This is a genomic window from Sphingomonas tagetis (genome assembly GCF_024211275.1).
Lineage (GTDB): Bacteria > Pseudomonadota > Alphaproteobacteria > Sphingomonadales > Sphingomonadaceae > Sphingomonas > Sphingomonas tagetis.
On record NZ_JAMLDX010000018.1, the window covers coordinates 24,560 to 44,560 of the forward strand.

At 67.5% G+C, this 20,001-nt stretch carries 19 protein-coding genes and 1 tRNA gene; 16 read left to right on the forward strand and 4 right to left on the reverse strand.

What is annotated here, in order from left to right; translation table 11 throughout:
- Positions 1-102: 102 nt before the first annotated feature.
- Both clpA and M9978_RS18470 read right to left on the reverse strand, forming a co-directional pair.
- Complete coding sequence (clpA, locus tag M9978_RS18465) at positions 103-2,427, reverse strand: ATP-dependent Clp protease ATP-binding subunit ClpA (RefSeq protein WP_254295828.1); 2,325 nt, start codon at positions 2,425-2,427, stop codon at positions 103-105.
- 135 nt (positions 2,428-2,562) lie between these two features.
- Positions 2,563-2,757 carry a DUF1192 domain-containing protein gene (locus M9978_RS18470; protein ID WP_254295830.1) on the reverse strand — a complete coding sequence of 65 codons (195 nt, stop codon included), beginning with the start codon at positions 2,755-2,757 and terminating at the stop codon, positions 2,563-2,565.
- 86 nt (positions 2,758-2,843) lie between these two features.
- Here M9978_RS18470 and M9978_RS18475 point away from each other — a divergent pair, with 86 nt between their 5' ends.
- The 10 genes from M9978_RS18475 (at position 2,844) to M9978_RS18520 (ending at position 12,951) form a co-directional block, all read left to right on the forward strand.
- Complete coding sequence (locus M9978_RS18475; protein ID WP_254295940.1) at positions 2,844-3,824, forward strand: NAD(P)H-quinone oxidoreductase; 981 nt, start codon at positions 2,844-2,846, stop codon at positions 3,822-3,824.
- Positions 3,821-4,438 carry a glutathione S-transferase family protein gene (locus tag M9978_RS18480; RefSeq protein ID WP_254295832.1) on the forward strand — a complete coding sequence of 206 codons (618 nt, stop codon included), beginning with the start codon at positions 3,821-3,823 and terminating at the stop codon, positions 4,436-4,438. Before M9978_RS18475 ends, M9978_RS18480 begins: the two co-directional genes overlap by 4 nt.
- An 83-nt stretch (positions 4,439-4,521) precedes the next feature.
- Positions 4,522-5,409, forward strand: a complete 888-nt coding sequence (locus M9978_RS18485) for a UDP-2,3-diacylglucosamine diphosphatase (RefSeq protein ID WP_254295834.1) — start codon at positions 4,522-4,524, stop codon at positions 5,407-5,409.
- Between the two features lie 11 nt (positions 5,410-5,420).
- A complete protein-coding gene (locus tag M9978_RS18490; protein WP_254295942.1) occupies positions 5,421-6,443 on the forward strand; it encodes a glycosyltransferase family 4 protein in 1,023 nt (340 codons plus the stop codon).
- Between the two features lie 139 nt (positions 6,444-6,582).
- On the forward strand, positions 6,583-7,644 hold the full coding sequence (locus M9978_RS18495) for an efflux RND transporter periplasmic adaptor subunit (protein WP_254295836.1): 1,062 nt from the start codon (positions 6,583-6,585) through the stop codon (positions 7,642-7,644).
- Positions 7,644-10,745 (forward strand): efflux RND transporter permease subunit, encoded by a 3,102-nt coding sequence (locus tag M9978_RS18500; RefSeq protein WP_254295837.1) that lies wholly within the window; start codon positions 7,644-7,646, stop codon positions 10,743-10,745. Before M9978_RS18495 ends, M9978_RS18500 begins: the two co-directional genes overlap by 1 nt.
- Before the next feature lie 34 nt (positions 10,746-10,779).
- The gene (locus M9978_RS18505; protein ID WP_254295838.1) at positions 10,780-11,331 is read left to right on the forward strand and encodes a TspO/MBR family protein; all 552 of its coding nucleotides are present in this window, start codon (positions 10,780-10,782) and stop codon (positions 11,329-11,331) included.
- Between the two features lie 16 nt (positions 11,332-11,347).
- Positions 11,348-11,656 (forward strand): accessory factor UbiK family protein, encoded by a 309-nt coding sequence (locus M9978_RS18510; RefSeq protein WP_254295839.1) that lies wholly within the window; start codon positions 11,348-11,350, stop codon positions 11,654-11,656.
- Positions 11,657-11,769: 113 nt separating this feature from the next.
- Positions 11,770-12,273 carry a type III secretion system chaperone family protein gene (locus M9978_RS18515; RefSeq protein WP_254295840.1) on the forward strand — a complete coding sequence of 168 codons (504 nt, stop codon included), beginning with the start codon at positions 11,770-11,772 and terminating at the stop codon, positions 12,271-12,273.
- A gap of 72 nt (positions 12,274-12,345) precedes the next feature.
- Positions 12,346-12,951 carry a hemerythrin domain-containing protein gene (locus tag M9978_RS18520; protein WP_254295841.1) on the forward strand — a complete coding sequence of 202 codons (606 nt, stop codon included), beginning with the start codon at positions 12,346-12,348 and terminating at the stop codon, positions 12,949-12,951.
- Positions 12,952-13,072: 121 nt separating this feature from the next.
- Here the strand turns inward: M9978_RS18520 and M9978_RS18525 are convergent, their stop codons facing one another.
- Positions 13,073-13,555: a MarR family winged helix-turn-helix transcriptional regulator gene (locus M9978_RS18525; RefSeq protein WP_254295842.1), complete on the reverse strand. Its 483-nt coding sequence runs from the start codon at positions 13,553-13,555 to the stop codon at positions 13,073-13,075.
- 58 nt (positions 13,556-13,613) lie between these two features.
- Between M9978_RS18525 and M9978_RS18530 the strand changes: the two genes are divergently transcribed.
- The 6 genes from M9978_RS18530 (at position 13,614) to M9978_RS18555 (ending at position 18,677) form a co-directional block, all read left to right on the forward strand.
- Positions 13,614-14,699 carry a branched-chain amino acid aminotransferase gene (locus tag M9978_RS18530; protein WP_254295844.1) on the forward strand — a complete coding sequence of 362 codons (1,086 nt, stop codon included), beginning with the start codon at positions 13,614-13,616 and terminating at the stop codon, positions 14,697-14,699.
- A gap of 50 nt (positions 14,700-14,749) precedes the next feature.
- Positions 14,750-14,824, forward strand: a tRNA-Gln gene (locus tag M9978_RS18535).
- A gap of 58 nt (positions 14,825-14,882) precedes the next feature.
- Positions 14,883-15,719, forward strand: coding sequence for an HpcH/HpaI aldolase/citrate lyase family protein (locus M9978_RS18540; RefSeq protein WP_254295846.1), 837 nt, complete (start codon positions 14,883-14,885; stop codon positions 15,717-15,719).
- Positions 15,716-16,837: an 8-amino-7-oxononanoate synthase gene (locus M9978_RS18545; protein WP_254295848.1), complete on the forward strand. Its 1,122-nt coding sequence runs from the start codon at positions 15,716-15,718 to the stop codon at positions 16,835-16,837. The genes M9978_RS18540 and M9978_RS18545 overlap by 4 nt, the downstream gene beginning before the upstream one ends.
- Positions 16,834-17,430, forward strand: coding sequence for a dethiobiotin synthase (gene bioD / locus M9978_RS18550; protein WP_254295851.1), 597 nt, complete (start codon positions 16,834-16,836; stop codon positions 17,428-17,430). The genes M9978_RS18545 and bioD overlap by 4 nt, the downstream gene beginning before the upstream one ends.
- Positions 17,427-18,677 carry an adenosylmethionine--8-amino-7-oxononanoate transaminase gene (locus tag M9978_RS18555; RefSeq protein ID WP_254295853.1) on the forward strand — a complete coding sequence of 417 codons (1,251 nt, stop codon included), beginning with the start codon at positions 17,427-17,429 and terminating at the stop codon, positions 18,675-18,677. The genes bioD and M9978_RS18555 overlap by 4 nt, the downstream gene beginning before the upstream one ends.
- On the opposite strand, the gene M9978_RS18560 is transcribed toward M9978_RS18555, so the two are convergent.
- Positions 18,674-19,993 carry a methyl-accepting chemotaxis protein gene (locus M9978_RS18560; RefSeq protein ID WP_254295855.1) on the reverse strand — a complete coding sequence of 440 codons (1,320 nt, stop codon included), beginning with the start codon at positions 19,991-19,993 and terminating at the stop codon, positions 18,674-18,676. The two genes, M9978_RS18555 and M9978_RS18560, sit on opposite strands and share 4 nt — an antisense overlap.
- Between the last annotated feature and the right edge of the window lie 8 nt (positions 19,994-20,001).

A 20,001-nucleotide genomic window follows, 5' to 3' on the forward strand; every position in this document is an offset into this window, starting at 1 on the left:
CCGATGCAGCGGCAATGGCTGTGCCGGGCCGCAGCGAGGGAATGCCCAAATAAAAGGGGCGAGCCATCGGCCCGCCCCTTCGATCGGCTGGTCTGTGTGCGGTTACTTCGCCTTGGCCGCCTCGGCCTTCTTGCCACCGCCCTTTTTCGGGCGCTTCGGCGCGGCCGGCACGATCGCGAAGCTGAGTGCATTGTCCTTGAGCTTCACCTCGACCTCGCCGCCATGGATGAGCTTGCCGAACAGCAGCTCCTCGGCCAGCGGCTGCTTGATCTTCTCCTGAATGAGGCGGCCCATCGGGCGCGCGCCATAGAGCTTGTCATAGCCCTTCTCGGTGAGCCACGCCTTGGCGGCATCGTCCAGATTGATGTGGACGCCACGGTCGGCGAGCTGGAGCTCGAGCTGGAGGATGAACTTCTCCACCACCCGCTCGACCACCTTGGTCGGCAGGTAATCGAACGGCACGATCGCATCGAGACGGTTGCGGAATTCGGGGGTGAAGAGCTTCTTCACCGCCTCTTCCTGAACGTCCTCGCGGCTGAGTTCGCCGAAGCCGATGCTCTCGCGCGCCATGTCGGACGCACCGGCATTGGTGGTCATGATCAGGATCGTGTTGCGGAAATCGACCGTCTTGCCGTGGTGGTCGGTCAGCTTGCCGTTGTCCATCACCTGCAACAGGATGTTGAACAGGTCGGGATGCGCCTTTTCCACCTCGTCGAGCAGCAGCACGCAATGCGGCTGCTGGTCGACCGCATCGGTCAGCAGGCCGCCCTGATCATAGCCGACATAGCCCGGAGGGGCGCCGATCAGACGGCTGACCGAGTGGCGCTCCATATATTCGGACATGTCGAAGCGCTGGAGCGGAATACCCATGATCTCGGCGAGCTGCTTGGCGACCTCGGTCTTGCCGACGCCGGTGGGGCCGCTGAACAGGTAATTGCCGATCGGCTTGCTCGGATCGCGCAGGCCCGCGCGGCTGAGCTTGATCGCGCTGGACAGCACCTCGATCGCCTTATCCTGTCCGAACACGACGCGCTTGAGGTCGGTCTCGAGGCTCGCCAGCACTCGCGTGTCGTCGGCCGACACGGTCTTTGGCGGGATGCGCGCCATCGTCGCGATGACCTGTTCGATCTCCTTGGCGGTGATCGTCTTCTTGCGCTTGGACGGCGGCACCAGCATCTGCATCGCGCCGACCTCGTCGATCACGTCGATCGCCTTGTCGGGCAGCTTGCGGTCATTGATGTAGCGCGCCGAGAGTTCCACCGCCGACTTGATCGCGTCAGGCGTGTATTTGACGTTGTGATGGTCCTCGAACGCGGTGCGCAGGCCCGCGAGGATCTTCACCGTATCCTCGATCGTCGGCTCGTTGACGTCGATCTTCTGGAAGCGGCGCAGCAGCGCGCGGTCCTTCTCGAAATGGTTGCGGAATTCCTTGTAGGTGGTGGAACCGATGCAGCGGATCGAACCGCCCGACAGCGCCGGCTTGAGCAGGTTCGACGCGTCCATCGCGCCGCCGCTGGTGGCGCCCGCGCCGATCACGGTGTGGATCTCGTCGATGAACAGCACCGCGTGCGGCAGCTTCTCCAGCTCCGACACGACCTGCTTGAGCCGCTCCTCGAAATCGCCGCGATAGCGCGTACCGGCAAGCAGCGCGCCCATGTCGAGTGAGTAGATCACCGCTTCCCTCAGTACCTCGGGCACGTCGCCCTCGACGATCTTGCGCGCGAGACCTTCGGCGATGGCGGTCTTGCCGACGCCGGGATCGCCGACATAGAGTGGGTTGTTCTTCGACCGGCGGCACAGGATCTGGACGGTACGATCGACCTCCGGCCCGCGCCCGATCAGCGGATCGACCTTGCCGGCCTTGGCCTTTTCGTTGAGGTCGACGGTGAACTGCTTGAGCGCGCTTTCGCCCTTGCCGTTCTTGCTCTCGCTCTTCTGCGGCTTCTCCTCCTCGGCGCCCTTGGGGGTCGAAGCCTCGGTCGGGGCCGAGCCCTTGCCGACGCCGTGGCTGATGAAGCTGACCGCATCGAGCCGGCTCATATCCTGCTGCTGCAGGAAATAGACGGCATAGCTCTCGCGCTCGCTGAACAGCGCGACGAGCACGTTGGCGCCGGTCACTTCGTCGCGGCCCGAGGACTGGACGTGGAGGATCGCGCGCTGGACCACGCGCTGGAAGCCGCTGGTGGGCGAGGGGTCGGTCTGCTGATCGACCCGCAGCGCCTGAAGCTCGGTATCGAGATAATGCGCGACGGTGGTCTTGAGTTCGCCCAGGTCCACCCCGCACGAGCTCATCACCTTGGAGGCATGCTCGTCATCGACCAGCGCGAGCAGCAGATGCTCGAGCGTCGCATATTCGTGGCGGCGCGACGAGGCGGCCTCCAGAGCGCGATGGAGGGTGGATTCGAGGGCGGAGGCGAAACTAGGCATTCGGATACAACTCCCGTCGGACCGTCAGACTATCCGGCCCGTCTTTTCCAATGTTGGAAGTGCGGCCCTCTGCTGCAAGCGCAGCGGCTTCGCACCGGAGTAGCATGGCGTTTCGCCCCTGCTCCGGTGCGACGCTCATCGCTTGAATAGCGAGTCGGCGCTTGCGCGATGGTTAACGGCGCGTTCTTTCTTTTGCCGGCAGCGCGCGATCTCGGCCTCCAGCAGCGCGATCCGCTCGTCCAGTTCCTCGACCGAGAACGGATCGAGGTCCTGTTTGCCGAGCTGCGCGGCGGGATCATCTTTCCGGCGGGGAAGATCGTCCATTTCCATTGCAGTGCAGCGTTGACCGGGGGACGGGCGATGTCAATAACGCCCCGGCGCAAAACCGGGGGATACGAGTGACGCTGCCTGACATGATGCGAGCGATCGATCCCGAAGCGCCGGGCGGGCCGGAGATGCTGGTCGAGGTCCAGCGCCCGGTGCCGCAGCCGGGCGCGGGCGAGGTGCTGATCCGCGTCGCCGCGGCGGGCGTGAACCGGCCCGATATCGTGCAGCGGATCGGCGCCTATCCGCCACCGCCGGGCACGACGAGCATCCTGGGGCTGGAAGTCGCTGGTGAGGTCGTGGCCGTCGGCGAGGACGTGCCCCGGGAGGTGATCGGCCAGCCGATGTGCGCGCTGGTCGCCGGCGGCGGCTATGCCGAATATGCCGTGGCGCCGCTCGGCCAGTGCCTGCCCGTGCCGCAAGCGCTGAGCATGGCCGAAGCCGCGGCGATGCCCGAGACGCTGTTCACCGTGTGGACCAATTTGTTCGAGCGCGGTTATGCGAGCGAGGGCGACACCGTGCTGGTGCATGGCGGGACGAGCGGGATCGGCACGATGGCGGTCTCGCTGTGCAAGCTGTTCGGCGTCAAGGTGATCGTCACCGCCGGGAGCGACGACAAGGTCGCCGCCTGCCTCGCCCACGGCGCGGATCATGCGATCAATTACAAGACCGAGGATTTCGTCGTGCGGGTCAAGGAATTGACCGGCGGGCGCGGCGTCAATGTCGTGCTCGACATGGTCGGCGGCGACTATGTCGCGCGCAACATCAAGTGCATGGCCGATGACGGCCGCCACGTCTCGATCGCAGCGCAGGGCGGGATGCAGGCGACCGTGCCGGTGTTCGAGATCATGCGCCGCCGCCTGACCCTGACCGGATCAACGCTGCGCGCGCGCGACGTGGCGTTCAAGACGCTGGTCGCCGACGAGCTGGCGCGCGCGGTGTGGCCGCATGTCGAGGCGGGCAAGCTCAAACCGGTGATCGATAAAATTTTTCCGCTCGCGGAAGCCGCCGAAGCGCACCGGCGGATGGAGGCGGGCGCGCATATGGGCAAGATCGTGCTGGAGGTGCTGTGAGCGAACTGGTCCTCCATGAATACGCCGCGTCGGGGAATTGCTACAAGATCCGGCTGACGGCGGCGCTGGCGGGCAAGGCGCTGGTCCGGCGCGAATATGACATCATGCAGGGGGAAACGCGGACGGCGGACTTTCTGGCGAAGGTCAACGCCAATGGCCGCATCCCGGTGCTTCAGGTCGGCGAGCGCTTCATGCCCGAGAGCAACGCGGCGTGCGTCTATGTCGCCGACGGCACGGCGCTGATCCCGGCCGATCCGTTCGACCGCGCCGACATGCTGCGCTGGATGTTCTGGGAACAATATAACCACGAGCCCAATATCGCGACGGTGCGCTTCTGGATGGGCTGGATCGGCGAAGCGAACCTCAACGATCTCCAGCGCGCGCTGCTGCCGGGTAAGTGCGAGGCCGGCACGGCGGCGCTCCGGCTGATGGACGAGCATCTGGCAGGGCGCGAGTGGTTCGTCGGGGACGGGCCGACGCTCGCCGACATCTGCCTCTATGCCTATACCCATGTCGCCGAGGAGGGCGGGTTCGCGCTCGCGCCCTGGCCGGCGGTGCGGGGCTGGATCGCGCGGGTCGAGGCGTTGAAGGGCTATATTCCCATCACCGCGTGACAATGCGGTGACGGCTGCACGCGCCGAGCTGTAACATTTCACGGCCATTAGCCGCCCCGGGCAAGGACATTTGCGGGGCTCGCATGGCCACGATCACTCGACTTCCGTTCGACGGAAAATTTGCCGACCTTTCCGATTTCACCGCCGCCAATCCGGCCATTCCGGAGCGGGTGATCGGCGGGCGCAAGCAGTTCCGCACGATCTGGATCAGCGACATCCATCTCGGCACGCGCGGCTGCAACACGGAAATGCTGATCGATTTTCTCGACCATGTCGACAGCGAGATGATCTACCTCGTCGGCGACATCATCGACGGGTGGCAGCTCAAGCGGAAATTCTACTGGCCCGCCGCGCACAACGACATCGTGTGGCGCATTCTCAAGCGCGCCAAGCGCGGCGCGCGGGTGATCTACATCCCGGGCAACCATGACGAGATCTTCCGCCAGTTCAGCGGGCTCAATTTCGGCGGGGTCGAGATCAAGCGTCAGGCGATCCACCAGACCGCCGATGGCCGCCGCCTGCTGGTGCTGCACGGCGACGAGTTCGACGCGATCACGCTGTCGCATCGCTGGCTCGCGCATGTCGGCGACGCCGCCTATACCGCGGTGATGACGCTCAACCGCTGGTGCAACAAATACCGGCGCTGGCGCGGGCTGCCCTATTGGTCGCTGAGCAAGCACGCCAAGCAGAAGGTCAAGAACGCGGTCGAGTTCATCTGCGGCTTCGAGGAGATCGTGGCGAAGGAAGCCGGCGCGCGCGGCGTCGACGGCGTGATCGCCGGGCACATCCACACCGCCGAGATGCGCACGATCGACGGGATCGAATATTATAATGACGGCGACTGGGTGGAGGGTTGCACCGCTCTGGTCGAGCATTACGATGGCCGGATGGAAATTCTCCATTGGGCCGACGAGATCGCAGCACGCGAGCCCCTCGGCCCCGAACGGGTCGAGGCGCTGGCGGCAGCTTGAGCGAAGAGCAGATGCGGATCGCGATCGTGACCGACGCCTGGGAGCCCCAGGTGAACGGGGTCGTCCGGACGCTGCAGTCGGTGCGTCAGGTGCTGGAGAAGCAGGGCCATCAGGTGCTGGTGATCTCGCCCGACCGGTTCTACTCGGTGCCGTGCCCGACCTATCCCGAGATCCGGCTGGCGATGGTTCGCAGCAAGACGATCGGCGACCTGCTCGACGAGTTTTCGCCGCACGCCGTGCATCTGGCGACCGAAGGGCCGGTGTGCGTCGCGGCGCGGCGCTGGTGCCTCAAACATGATTTCCCCTTCACCACCGCCTATCACACGCAATTCCCCGATTATGTCGAGGCGCGCTCGGGCGTGCCGGCGGAATGGGTGTGGCGCTATATCCGCTGGTTCCACGAGCCTGCGCAGGCGATCCTCGCCTCGACCGAGTCGATCCGCACGTCGCTGCGCGCGCATGGCCTGAGCCGGGTGCGGCACTGGGGGCGGGGCGTCGATCTCGCCAATTTCCGGCCGGATGCCACCCCGCATCCGGCGATCGCCGGGCTGCCCGGGCCGGTGCAGCTCTATGTCGGGCGCGTCGCGGTCGAGAAGAATCTGGAGGCGTTCCTGGCGTCGGGTCATGCGGGGACGAAAGTCGTCGTTGGCGACGGTCCGGCGCGCGCCACGCTCGAAGCCAAATATCCCGATGTGCGTTTTCTCGGCTCGATGTTCGGCGCCGAGCTGGCCAGCGCCTATGCCGCGGCGGACGTGTTCGTCTTTCCGAGCAAGACCGACACGTTCGGGCTGGTGATGATCGAGGCGCTGGCATGCGGCACCCCGGTCGCCGCCTATCCCGTGACCGGGCCGGTCGACATCCTGACGCCGCAGACTGGCGCGATGGACGACGATCTCGACGCCGCTATCGCCGCTGCGCTGACCTGCGATTCCGCTGCCTGCGCCGATTATGGGCGGGGCTTCACCTGGGAGGCGAGCGCGCGCCAGTTCCTCGCCGCGCTGGCGCCGATCGACGAGGAAGCGCGCGCCGCCTGACGCGGTGCTGGCCGCTGCTCGGACTGATCGGCGCAAATGCGCCGGTTCTTCTCGCCACGACAGCTATTTGACATAGTTTTGCGACAAACTCGTAGGACAAGCTTGCCTCCCCTCCGGACTGACCTTAGCGCGTGGTTTGATGCGATTAATCCTTATTCTGTCGGCCTCGGCCCTTGTCCTGACAGCGTGCGGCGGCGGTGACGCGGCGCAGAAAAAGGGACGCGAGGCGCCGCTCGTCACGCTGGCGGCGGTCCAGCCGGCGCGGTTCGTCGACCGCATCGACGCGGTCGGGACCGCGCGCGCCAACGAGCAGGTGACGCTGACCGCGCCGGTGACGCAACGGATCGAGCGGCTCAATTTCGACGACGGCGCCTATGTCGGCCGCGGCCAGGTGATCGCGGTGCTGGCGCAGGGCCAGCAGCAGGCGCAACTGGCGCAGGCGGCGGTGGTGCAGCGCGAGGCGCGGCAGCAGCTCAACCGGCTCGAGGCGTTGAAGGCGCGCGGCTTTGCGACGCGCAGCGCGGTCGATGCGCAAGTGGCGCTCGAAGGGCAGGCGCGGGCGCAGGCGGCCGAGGCGCGCGCGACGATCGCCGACCGCGTGGTGCGCGCGCCGTTCGGCGGCTGGGTGTCGCTGCGCAACATTTCGGCCGGCGCGGTGGTGAGCGCTGGCACCGAGATCGCGACGGTCAGCGACGTCAGCCGCATCAAGCTCGATTTCGCGGTGCCCGAGACGCTGCTGGCGCGGGTCCAGCCGGGGCAGCCGATCGTCGCGATTGCGGCCGCCTATCCCGACCAGCCGTTCCGCGGCACGGTCGCGACGGTCGATCCGGTGCTCAACCCGCAGACGCGCGCGGCGACGGTGCGGGCAGTGCTCGCCAATGGCGACCGCAAGCTCAAGCCCGGCATGCTGCTAACGGTCGCGATCGAGGCGGCGGCGCGAACGGTGCCGTCGGTGCCCGAGCTGTCGGTGGTGGGCGAGGGCGACCAGAGCTATGTCTTCATCGTCGAGAACGGCAAGGCGAAGCGCGTCAAGGTCGTCACCGGACTGCGCCAGAACGGGCTGGTCGAGATTCGTGAGGGCCTGCGCCCCGGACAGCGGGTGGTGACCGAGGGCGTGGTCAAGATCGCGGACGGCCAGCAGGTGCGTACCGGCGGCCCCGGCAATGCCAAGGCGGGCGCTCGCAGCAAGAGCGGCAACTGATGCAGCTTTCCGATATTTCGGTCCGGCGGCCGGTGTTTGCCGCGGTGATGGCGATCCTGCTGACCATCATCGGCATCGTCGCCTTTCTGAGCCTGTCGGTCCGCGAATATCCTGACACCGATCCGCCGGTGGTGTCGGTGCAGACGGCCTATACCGGCGCCGCGGCAACCGTGGTCGAGGCGCGCATCACCCAGCCGATCGAAGAGGCGCTGGCCGGGATCGAGGGCATCGAGACGATCACTTCGCGCTCGCGCGATGGATCTTCGGAAATCTCGATCGAGTTCCGTCCGGGCCGCGATATCGATTCGGCGGCGAACGATGTGCGCGACCGGGTGGGCAGCGTCACGGAGGACCTGCCTGAAGAGGCGTTGGCGCCGGAAGTGCGCAAGGTGGACGCCGACTCGCAGCCGATCATGTTCGTCGTCGTCTCGCGGCCAGGCTGGAGCCGGCTCCAGCTCTCCGACTATGTCGACCGCAACCTCGTCGACCGGTTCAGCACGATCGACGGCGTCGCCCGGGCATTTGTCGGCGGCGAGGCGCGGCCGTCGATGCGCGTCTGGCTCGATGCGGCCCGGCTCGCCGCGTTCCAGCTCACCCCCGCGGATGTCGAGACCGCGCTGCGCACGCAGAATGTCGAGCTGCCGGCCGGCCGCATCGAATCGCAGCAGCAGAATGTGACGCTCCGCGTCAGCCGGCGCTATGCTTCGGCCGACAGCTTCAGGACGCTCGTGGTGGGCCGCGGTGCGGATGGGTATCAGGTCAAGCTGGGCGATGTCGCGCGGGTCGAGGAGGATGCCGAAAATCCCTACACGACCTTCCGGCTCAACGGGGCGACCGCGGTCGGCGTCGGCATCGTGCGCCAATCCGGCGCCAATACGCTGGCCGTCGCCGATGCCGCGAAGGCCCGCATGGCCGAGATCGAAGGCGATCTTCCCGAAGGTATGACGCTGACCGTCGGCGGCGACGAATCGCTGTTTATCGGCCGCGCGATCGAGGGCGTGTGGCATACGCTGGCCGAGGCCGCGGTGCTGGTGGTGCTGGTGATCTTCCTGTTCCTGGGATCATGGCGCGCCACATTGATCCCGGCGATCACGGTGCCGATCTGCCTGCTGGGCGCCTTTGCGGTGCTGTGGGCATTCGGTTACTCGATCAACTTGCTGACGCTGCTCGCCCTGGTGCTGGCGATCGGGCTGGTCGTGGACGACGCGATCGTCGTGCTCGAAAATGTCTATCACCGGATCGAAGAGGGCGAGACGCCGCTCGTCGCCGCTTTCCAGGGCACGCGGCAGGTCGGGTTCGCCGTGATCTCGACCACGCTGGTCGTCTGCGCGGTGTTCGTGCCGATCTGTTTCCTCGCCGGGCAGACCGGCCTGCTGTTCCGCGAGCTGGCGGTTGCGATGATCGGCGCGGTCGCCTTTTCCGGCTTCCTCGCGCTCAGCCTGACGCCGATGCTGTGCTCGAAGATGCTGCGGAAAGAGAAGCGCGGGCGCTTCACCGGCTGGGTCGACGACAAGTTCCAGCGGCTCGAAGCGCGCTACGGCAAGTGGCTCGATCGCGCGATCCGCCGTCCGTTGCTGCCGCTGGCGGGCGTGATCGGGTTCATGGCGGTTGCGACGATGGGCTTCCTTTCGCTGCAATCCGAACTCGTGCCGCCCGAGGATTCGGGCATCCTGCAGGTGCAATTGAGCGCGCCCGAAGGCACCGGCTTCGAGCAGATGGACCGTTACCAGCTCGACGCGCAGGGCAAATTGCTGCCGATGGTCGACAAAGAGGCTGTTCGCGGGCTCATCTCGCGCGTGCCGGCAGGCTTCGGCACCAGCGACGATTTCAACAGCGGCCAGTTCACCATCTTCCTGAAGCCGTGGGAGGACCGCGAGCTGAGCACGCAGGACGTCGTGCAGCGGGTCAACCGTATCGTCGCCGAGCTGCCAGCGTTGCGCGGGAACGCGCAGGTCCGCTCGTCGCTCGGGCGCGGGCGCGGGCAGCCGATCGGCTTCGTGCTGGCGGGAACGACCTATGAGGGGCTGGCCGCGGCGCGCGACCGCATCCTCGCCGCCGCCGCGCAGAATCCGGGCATCGTCAACCTCGATTCGGACTACAAGGAAACCAAGCCGCAGCTGCGCATCGATGTCGATACGACGCGGGCGGGCGATCTCGGCGTGTCGGTCAACGACGTCAGCCAGGCATTACAGACGCTGCTCGGCTCGCGGCGCGTTTCGACCTATGTCGATCGCGGCGAGGAGTATCGCGTGATCGTGCAGGCCGACGCGGCCGGGCGTTCGACATTGGCCAATCTCGCGCAAATCCATGTCCGTGCGCGTGACGGCAGCCTCGTGCCGCTGTCCAATCTGGTGAAGACGCGCGAAGTGTCGGGGCCGCGCGACCTTGGGCGCTACAACAAGCTGCGCGCGATCACGCTGTCGGGCGGTCTTGCTCCCGGCTATTCGCTGGGCGAGGCGCTGGCCTTCCTGCAGGAACAGGCGGCGCAGTCGCCCGAGGTGGTCGCGGTCGGCTATCGCGGTGAAAGCCAGTCGTTCGTCGAGACCGGCGGCTCGATCATGCTGGTGTTCGGCCTGACCATCCTGATCGTCTATCTGGTGCTGGCGGCGCAGTTCGAGAGCTTCGTCCATCCCGGCGTGATCATCATGACCGTGCCGCTCGCCGTTGCCGGCGGCGTGCTGGGGTTGTTCCTGTTCGGCAAGACGCTCAACCTCTATAGTCAGGTCGGTATCGTCATGCTGGTGGGCCTCGCGGCGAAGAACGGCATCCTGATCGTCGAGTTCGCCAACCAGTTGCGCGACGCGGGCAAGTCGATCGCCGAGGCGATCCGCATGGCCTCTGCCCGCCGCCTGCGCGCGATCCTGATGACGTCGATCGCGACCGCGGCAGGCGCGGTGCCGCTGATGATCGCGAGCGGCGCGGGCGCGGGCGCGCGGCAGGCGATCGGCGTGGTGATCGTGTTCGGCGTGATCCTGGCGACGCTGATCACGCTGTTCCTGATCCCGATCCTCTACAGCAGGCTTGCGAAGTGGACCGGTTCGCCCCAAGCAGTAAGCCGCGAGCTCGACGCCGCCATGGGAGCGCCCCAACCGGCCGAATGAGCCGCGGAGTGAAACCGCGTACAAAGGGACGTGCATGGAGATCGCATCCAAGGCTCAGTTGCGGCTCGCATTCCTGCGCTGGGCGATCGTGACTGTGCCCTTCGTCCTGCTGCTGGGCTTCGCCTCGGGCCGGCTGGTGCCGAGCGGCGACGAGAATCTGTGGTACCAGATGCTGCAAAAGCCGGCGGAGACGCCGCCCGGCTGGGTGTTCCCGGTCGCCTGGACCGCGCTCTACGCGATGATGGGACTGGCGCTGGCGATGATCATCAACGCGCGCGGATCGCGGCTGCGGGGGCTGGCGCTGACGCTGTTCGCGGTGCAGCTGGCGGCGAACCTCGTCTGGTCTCCGCTGTTCTTCGGCGCGCATCAGGTGTTCTGGGCGCTCGTGCTGATCGTCGTGATCTTCGTGCTGGCGCTCGCCACGACGTTAGTGTTCGGGCGCATCCGCAAGGGCGCGGCGTGGCTGATGGTGCCGTATCTGGCGTGGCTCTGCTTTGCCGGCATCCTCAATTACCAGATCGACCGGATGAACCCCAACGCCGAAACCCTTGTCGAGGGGCAATCCGCACCCCAGATGAAGATCTGAATTTTTCGAGGCTGACATGCAGAGCGACAACCGGGTTTTCGACGATTTCGTGAAGTTCGTGAACGGCGCGGCCGGCACCTTCGCTGGCATGGCGCGCGAGGGCGAGGCCGCCGCGCGCGAGCGGTTCAAGGGCTTTGTCGGCGGGATGGACTTCGTCGCCCGCGACGAGTTCGATGCGGTAAAGGCGATGGCGGCCGCGGCGCGTGACGAGAATGACGCGCTGCGCGCCCGGATCGAGGCGCTGGAAGCGCGGTTGGGCGCGACTGCGGCGCCGGCGGCAAAGAAGGTGAAGGCAAAGAAGGGCGACGCCGACCCGGCGCTCTGATACCCCGCGCTTTTCCACATCTATTTCCGCTTTGTTCACCATGACCGCTTGTGCGGCGCAGCGCGGTCGTGGCACTTCGAAACCCGGCAAGGGCCGGGCGGAGGGACGACCGGATGCTCGATGAGAGCGAATATGAGCGCGATGATGCCGCGCCGATCGACATGCTGGAAAGCTATTACGCGGCGCATGGCTGGAGCCATGAGCGCGAGGACGACGAGATCGTCGCCCGCGTAAAGGGCAGCTGGACCGAATATGAGCTGCGCGCGATCTGGCGCGAGGACGACGGCGTGCTGCAGTTCCTCGGATTTCCCGACGTGCGCGTCCCCGACGAGCGGCGCAGCGACATCTATGAGACGATCGGACTGGTCAACGAACAGCTGTGGGTCGGCCATTTCGAACTCTGGTCGACGAGCGGCATCCTGTTGTTCCGTCACGCCGCGATGATCGGCGGCGAGGAGGGCGGGTCGCTGACGCTCGCCCAGACCGAATTGCTGGTCGAGAGCGCGATCGACGAGTGCGAGCGCTTCTATCCCGTGTTCCAGTTCGTGCTGTGGGGCGGCAAGACGCCGAAGGAAGCGCTGGCCGCGGCGTTGATCGAGACGCAGGGCGAAGCCTGACAGCGCTGAATTGCGGGAACGCCGCTGTCGCTAAGGGGTTGAAGCGCCACACCCCTTTCGATGGAGGCAAGGATGGCGACGACGACGCAGGCTCGCGACAACAAGGGTCGTTTCAAGCACGAAAGCAGCTTCGACCTCGGCAATCTCGGCAAGCTCGCCGGCGCGACCGCGGCCGGCGCGGCGCTTGGCGTGCTGGCGATGCTCGGGCGCAAGGCGGCGGTGCAGTCGCCGACCGTGCTGGCGGGCGACTGGATGGACGGGCTGATCGCCGAGCATCAGGCGGTGCTCAAGCTGTTCGACGCGATCGAGGCGACCGACGACAATGCCGCCGGGCGGCGCACGATGTTGCTGACCCAGATCAAGCATGCGCTGGCGAAGCACGCGCTGGAGGAAGAGAATGTGATCTACCCCGCGCTGCGTGAGGCTGGGAAGATCGAGGAGGCCGACGAACTGACGCGCGAGCACGGCTATGTGAAGCAATATCTCTACGAGCTGGAGAACATGACCAACACCAGCCCGGCGTTCCTCGAGAAGGTGCGCAAGTTCCGCGCCGACCTCGAGGATCACATCCGCGAGGAGGAGACCGAGCTGTTCCCGGCGCTGCGCGCGCAGTTGCCGGAGGAAAAGATCAAGACGGTGACGGTGGCGATGAACAAGGAGGGCTTCAAGCTCGCGTAATTGTTGGCCGCACCGGCCCGCTCCCCCACCCGGCCACCCATATGATACTGCCGCTGGGTGGCCGGGTGGGGGAGCGGGCCGGTGCGGAGACCGGCTCGGCATCGCCGAGCCGCAGACAACGCTATTTCCCCAGTGCCGAGACGCGCTGGCGCTCGGCCTCGGGGATCAACCCTTCCAGCACCGCCCAGAACCCGCCGACAGCGCCCTGGCCCGCGCTCGAATAGGCCGCAGCGAGCTTGTCGCGCAGCGCTTCGAACAACTCCGCTTCCAGAGCCGCGCCCGCTTCGGTCAGGCGCAGCAGCCTCTGCCGGCGGTCTTCCTGCCCGGGCCGTGTCTCCATCAGCCCGCGTTCGGCAAGGTCGGTCAGCACGCGGCCGAGCGACTGTTTGGTGATCGCCAGCAGCGCGATCAGCTCGCCCACCGAAATGCCCGGCTGACGCGCGACGAAATAGAGCGCGCGGTGATGCGCGCGGCCGAGGCCCTGCGCGGCGAGATTGTCGTCGATCGAGCGCGTCAGATGGCTGTAGCCGAAATAGAGCAGCTCCACGCCGCGCCGGATCTCGGCCTCGCGCAGGAACAATGGGGATGCAGTTGGGACAGCCATGTTGACCTGTTTTGCCATCGGGCTTAGGCGTGCGCAACCTGCGAATGAGGAGTCGGAAGTGAGCAGCCCGTTGTTTCAGTTCGAAGCCAACCCCGCACCGGTCGAGGCCAACGAGCGCAGCCGTCTCCTCGAAAATCCCGGTTTCGGCAAGCTGTTCACCGATCATATGGCGATGGTGCGCTGGTCGGACGACAAGGGCTGGCACGATGCCAAAGTCATGCCGCGCGGCCCGCTGACGCTCGATCCGGCGACCGCCGTGCTGCATTACGCACAGGAGATTTTCGAGGGGCTCAAGGCCTATCGCCTCGACGACGGCGGCACCGCGCTGTTCCGGCCGCTCGAAAATGCCCGCCGTTTCCGCGAATCCGCCGAGCGCATGGCGATGCCGCTGCTGCCCGACGACCTGTTCCTCGGCTCGATCGAGGCGCTGGTGAAGGCCGACCGCGACTGGATTCCCTCGATCGACGGCAGCTCGCTCTATCTGCGCCCCTTCATGTTCGCGAGCGAGGTGTTCCTCGGCGTCAAGCCGGCCTCGGAATATCTCTACCTCGTCATTGCCTCGCCCGCGGGCAATTACTTCAAGGGCGGCGCGCCTGCGGTGACGATCTGGGTGTCCGATCACTATACCCGCGCCGCGCCCGGCGGCACCGGTGCGGCCAAGTGCGGCGGCAACTACGCCGCTAGCCTTGTGGCGCAGCGCGAGGCGATCGCGCAGGGCTGCGACCAGGTGGTGTTCCTCGACACCGCCGAGCGCCGCTGGATCGACGAGCTGGGTGGCATGAACCTGTTCTTCGTGTTCGACGACGGCAGCATGCTCACTCCGCCGCTCGGCACGATCCTGCCCGGCATCACGCGCGATTCGGTGCTGACGCTGGCGCGCGACCAGGGCATCGCCGTGCGCGAGGCGCCTTATGCGATCGACCAGTGGGAAGCGGACGCGAAGAGCGGCAAGCTGGTCGAGACCTTCGCCTGCGGCACCGCCGCGGTGGTCACGCCGGTCGGCAGGGTGAAGAGCCGCGACGGCGAGTTCACCATCGGCAGCGGCGGGCCGGGACAGGTGACGCAGGCGCTCAAGGCGCGGCTGACCGCGATCCAGCGCGCCCAGACGCCCGACCCGCACGGCTGGGTGCATCGCTTCGGCTGACCCCTTTCCTTGGCGGTTCTGGCGCTCTAAGGGCGTCGGACCGTCCGTGCTGGGGCGTCGCCAAGTGGTAAGGCAGCGGCTTTTGGTGCCGCCATTCGCAGGTTCGAATCCTGCCGCCCCAGCCAATTCTCGATCGGCCGGTTTTGGCCCTGAATTCGGCCACGAGACGCCGCGGGAGGTAAAATGCGCCTGAGATCGATGCTGTTCGTGCCAGGTGACCGGCCGGAGCGGATGGAGAAAGCGCTGGCCACCGGCGCCGATGCGCTGATCCTCGACCTCGAGGACTCGGTTTCGCCCACGAAAAAGGCGCAGGCGCGCGACGATGTCGCGGCGTTCCTCGCCCGCCCGCATCCCGGCGTCGCGCGCTGGGTGCGGATCAATCCGCTCGATTCCGGCATGACCGTCGACGATCTGGCGGCGGCGCACGGCGCGGACGGGATTTTGCTGCCCAAATCGCAATCGGGCGAGGATGTCGCGCGGCTCGATGCGATGCTCGCCGGGGTCAGTGCGCGGATCCTGCCGATCGCCAGCGAGACGCCGTCCGCGGTGTTCGGCCTCGGCAGCTATGCCGGCTGCTCACCGCGCCTCGCTGGGGTCACCTGGGGGGCCGAGGATTTGCCGGCCGCGATCGGGGCGGTCTCGTCGCGCGAAGAAGACGGCAGCTACACCGCGCCTTACGAGATGGTGCGCGCGCTCGTCCTGTTCGGCGCGCATGCCGCGGGTGTGGCGCCGATCGAGACGGTCTATCCCGATTTCCGCAATCTCGAAGGGCTGGAGCGCTATTGCGCGCGCGCGATGCGCGACGGCTTCACCGGCATGATGGCGATCCATCCGACCCAGGTCGAGGTGATCAACCGCGCCTTTTCGCCGTCCGACGCGGCGATCGAGCATGCGCGTCAGGTGGTGGCGGCCTTTGCGGCGAACCCCGGTGCCGGTGCGCTTCAGCTCGACGGCAAGATGATCGATGCCCCGCATCTCAAGCAGGCGGAGGCGTTACTCCGGCGAGCCGGCGCGGCGTGACCGGCGGTTTCCACCGCGCCGATCTGCAGCGGCTGCGCGAGGCGGGGCGTTACCGCAGCCTTACGCCGCGCGCAGGCGTGGACTTCGCTTCGAACGACTATCTCGGCCTTGCCGGCGATCCGCGGCTGCGCGCGGCGGTCGCCGAAGCGCTGGAGCGCGGCGTTGCTGTGGGATCGGGCGGGTCGCGGCTGCTGCGCGGCAACGATCCCGAGATCGAGGCGCTCGAGGCCGACGCCGCGGCGATGTTCGGCAGCGAAGCGGCGCTGTATTTCTCGACTGGCTTCGCCGCCAATGTCGCCTTGCTGGCGACGCTGCCGCAGCCGGGCGATGTGATCGTGCATGACGCGCTGGTCCATGCCAGCATGCATGACGGCTTCAAGCTGGCGCGCGCGCCGGCGGTCCCGGCGGGACATAATGACGCGCAGGCGGTGGACGACGCCATTACGCGCTGGCGGCGTGAGGGCGGGACGGGCACGCCGTGGATCGCGGTCGAGAGCCTCTATTCGATGGACGGCGATTTCGCGCCGGTGGCCGATCTGGCGCAGGTGGCCGACCGCCATGACGCGATGCTGCTGGTCGACGAGGCGCATTCGACCGGTGTGTGGGGCACGGGCGGGCGCGGCATCGCCGCGGAACTGGAGGGGCGGCCCAACGTCATCACGCTGCATACGTGCGGCAAGGCGCTGGGCTGCGAGGGCGCATTGGTGACCGCGCCGCGCGTCTTCATCGATTTCCTGGTCAATCGCGCGCGGCCTTTCATCTTCTCGACCGCGCCGTCACCGCTGATGGCGGCGGCGGTGCGCGCCGCGCTTCGCATCGTCGTGGACGAGCCCGAGCGGCGCGCGCGGCTGGCGGCGCTGATCGCGCATGCCGAGCGCGTGCTGGCGCCGCTGGGTGTCGAACCGACCGGGTCGCAGATCCTGCCGCTGATCGTTGGCGAGGACGCCGCGACGATGGCGCGTGCCGCCGCGGTTCAGGCCAGGGGGTTCGACGTGCGCGGCATCCGCCCGCCGACCGTGCCGCCCGGCACCGCGCGGCTGCGCATCTCGCTGACGCTCAATGCGAGCGAGGCGGATGTCGATGCGCTGGCGGAGGCGCTTGCGGTGTCGGGGCGATGATCGTCGTCACCGGCACCGACACCGGCATCGGCAAGACGGTGGCGGCGGCGGCGTTGGCGTGGCGGTTGGGCGCGGCTTACTGGAAGCCGGTTCAGGCCGGCATTGAAGACGAGACCGACAGCGAGACCGTCGCGCGGCTGGCCGGCGTCGACGTGCTGCCCGAAGCCTATCGGCTGACCACGCCCTGCTCGCCGCATCGCGCGGCGGAGATTGACGGGGTGACGATCGATCCGGCGCGGCTGGCGCTGCCGCCGGGCCGTGTCGTGATCGAAGGGGCAGGGGGCGCGCTGGTACCGGTGACGCGCGAGCTGCTGTTCGCCGATCTGTTCGCGCGCTGGCGGCTGCCGGTGGCGATCGTCGCGCGGACCGCGCTCGGCACCATCAGCCACAGCCTGCTGACGATCGAAGCGCTGCGCACGCGCGGCGTCCCGATTGCCGGCATGTTGTTCGTCGGCGATGAGGTGGCGGACAGCCAGGCGACGATCTGCGCGATCGGCAAGCTGCGCTCGCTCGGCCGGCTGCCGCATCTCGATCCGCTGACGCCGGAAACGCTGCGCGAGGCCGCGGCAACGCTCGATCTGGACGGGCTGTGACCTCGCCGGTCTGGCATCCCTTCACGCAGCATGGGCTGAACGAGCCGGTGCCGCTGGTGACGCATGCCGAGGGTGCCGCGCTCTACACAGCGGACGGGCGGCGGGTGATCGACGCGATCTCGTCCTGGTGGGTGACGACGCATGGCCATTGCCATCCCAAGATCATGGCGGCGATCCGTGAGCAGGCGGAAAAGCTCGACCAGCTGATCTTCGCCGGCTGGACGCACGAACCCGCCGAGACGGTCGCGCGCGAGCTGGTCGCGCTGATGCCCCGCCCGCTCGACCATGTCTTCTTCTCCGACAGCGGATCGACCAGCGTCGAGGTGGCGCTCAAGATGGCGCTCGGTCATTTCGCCAATCGCGGGGAGGCCAAAAACGGTTGGCGCCACCGCATCGTGGTGATGGCGGACAGCTATCATGGCGACACGGTCGGCGGCATGTCGGTCGGCGCGCGCGGCGTGTTCAACAAGAGCTATGCGCCGCTGCTGTTCGACGTCGACGTCATCCCGTTCCCGCAAGCCGGGGCCGAGCAGGCGAGCATCGACGCGTTCGAGCGGCTGTGCGCGGATCGCCCCGCCGCGCTGATCGTCGAGCCGCTGCTGCTCGGCGCGGGCGGCATGCGGATGTACCCGGCGCACGTGCTCAAGGCGTTGCGCGAGCTGTGCGCGGCGCACGGCGTACTGTTCATCGCCGACGAGGTGATGACGGGCTGGGGCCGGACCGGCACGCTGCTGGCATGCGAGCAAGCCGGCGTGGTGCCGGACCTGCTGTGCCTGTCCAAAGGGCTGACCGGCGGGTCGCTGCCGCTGGCGGTGACGATGGCGACGCCGGCGATTTTCGAGAGCCACCGCTCGACCGACCGCGCGAAGATGTTCTTCCACTCGTCGAGCTACACCGCCAACCCGATCGCCTGCGCGGCGGCGGCGGCGAACCTCGCCATCTGGCGTGACGAGCCGGTGCTGGAGCGCGTTGCCGATCTCGGTCGGCGGCAGGCCGCACATGCCCGCGCGTTGGAAGGAAAGGTCAACAATCTACGTCAGTTGGGAACGATCGTGGCGATGGAGTTGGAAGATCGCGCGGGCGCCTATCTGTCCAGTCTCGGTCCGAAGCTGATGACGTTTTTCCGCGAGCGCGACGTGCTGCTGCGCCCGCTCGGCAACACCGTCTATGTCATGCCGCCCTATTGCATTTCGGACGACGACCTCGCCGGCATCTATGCGGTGATCGGCGAGGCACTCGACCTCTAGGCCGCCCGCAGATCGGTAAGGAAGGCGCTGACCGCGCCGCCCAGCGCGTCGGCCTCGGCCTGAATCCGCCCCGCCAGTTCCCCCATCTCCTGCGCCCCGTCGCAGGTCGCGCGTGCGGTACCGCTGATCGCCGCGACGTCGCTGCTGATCACGGTGCCCGCCGCGACGGTTTCCTCGACGGTCAGCGCGATCAGGCGGGTGGTTTCCTCCTGCGTCGCGACCGCGCCTTCGACCGTGTCGGAAAGGCGCGCCATCGCGGCGATGGCCTGTTCGACATGCGCATGGCCGTCGGCGACGTGCGCGATGCCGGCGCAAAGCTCCTCGACATGCGCGGTGATGCGCCGCGCCGCATCGCCCGCCTGGCTGGCCAGCGTCTTCACCTCATTGGCGACGACGGTGAAGCCGCGGCCCGCTTCACCCGCGCGCGCCGCCTCGATCGTCGCGTTAAGCGCGAGCAGGTTCACCTGCGCCGCGATCTCGCCGATCAGCGCGATCACCGTATCGATCGATTGCGCAGAGTGCATGAGTTCGCGCAGCCGCGTGCCGCCGGTATTGACCAGCGTCACCGCATCGCCCGCGGCGGATTTCGCGCGGAGCGTATCGCCGTTGATCGCCGCAAAGGCGTCGGCGAGCAGGCGGCCGCGATCGGCGATGCCGCTCATGCTCGCGCTGGTCTGCGCGGCGGCAGCGGCTACGGCAGCGGCGCGGTCGCCGGTGTCGCCGGCGCGCGACGCGGTCGAACGGGCATTGCCGCCGATGCGGCTGGAAAGCTGGGCGAGCGTCCCGGCGAGCGCCGCGACACGATGCTCGAATTGGCGCGCGGCCAGCTCGATCCGCTCCGCCCGCGCGAGTTGGTGGCTCGCTGCAATTGACCGTTGCTCTGCCGCCAGCTGGATCAGGCGGCGGTTGGCGACGACCGCGAACAGCCGGCCCTGATGCGTCACCATCATGCCCTCATTGCCGTTTGCCGCGCGATAGGTCTCGATCAGCGTCCCGAGCGGCTCGTCCGCCTCGACCGACGGGCATGCGCGGACATGCGCGGCAAGACCGCTGCCATAGGCCGGGTTGCGCATCAGCGCATGGCCGAAGGGATTGAGCAGCAGGCGCCGCACATCCTTTTCGAACACCGCGCCGACCGGGCGGTGCGCGGCATCGACCACCGGCAGCAGCCGCAAGTCCATGCTCGTCTGGAACATCTCGATCGCGGTGAACAGCGTGTCGCCGGGCCGCAGGAATGCCGGATTGCGCTCGCCCGTCGACAGCCAGTGGCGCGCGGTGGCGGTGGGTTCGGCTCGATCTTCGGATGCGCGCAACATGGCCCGGG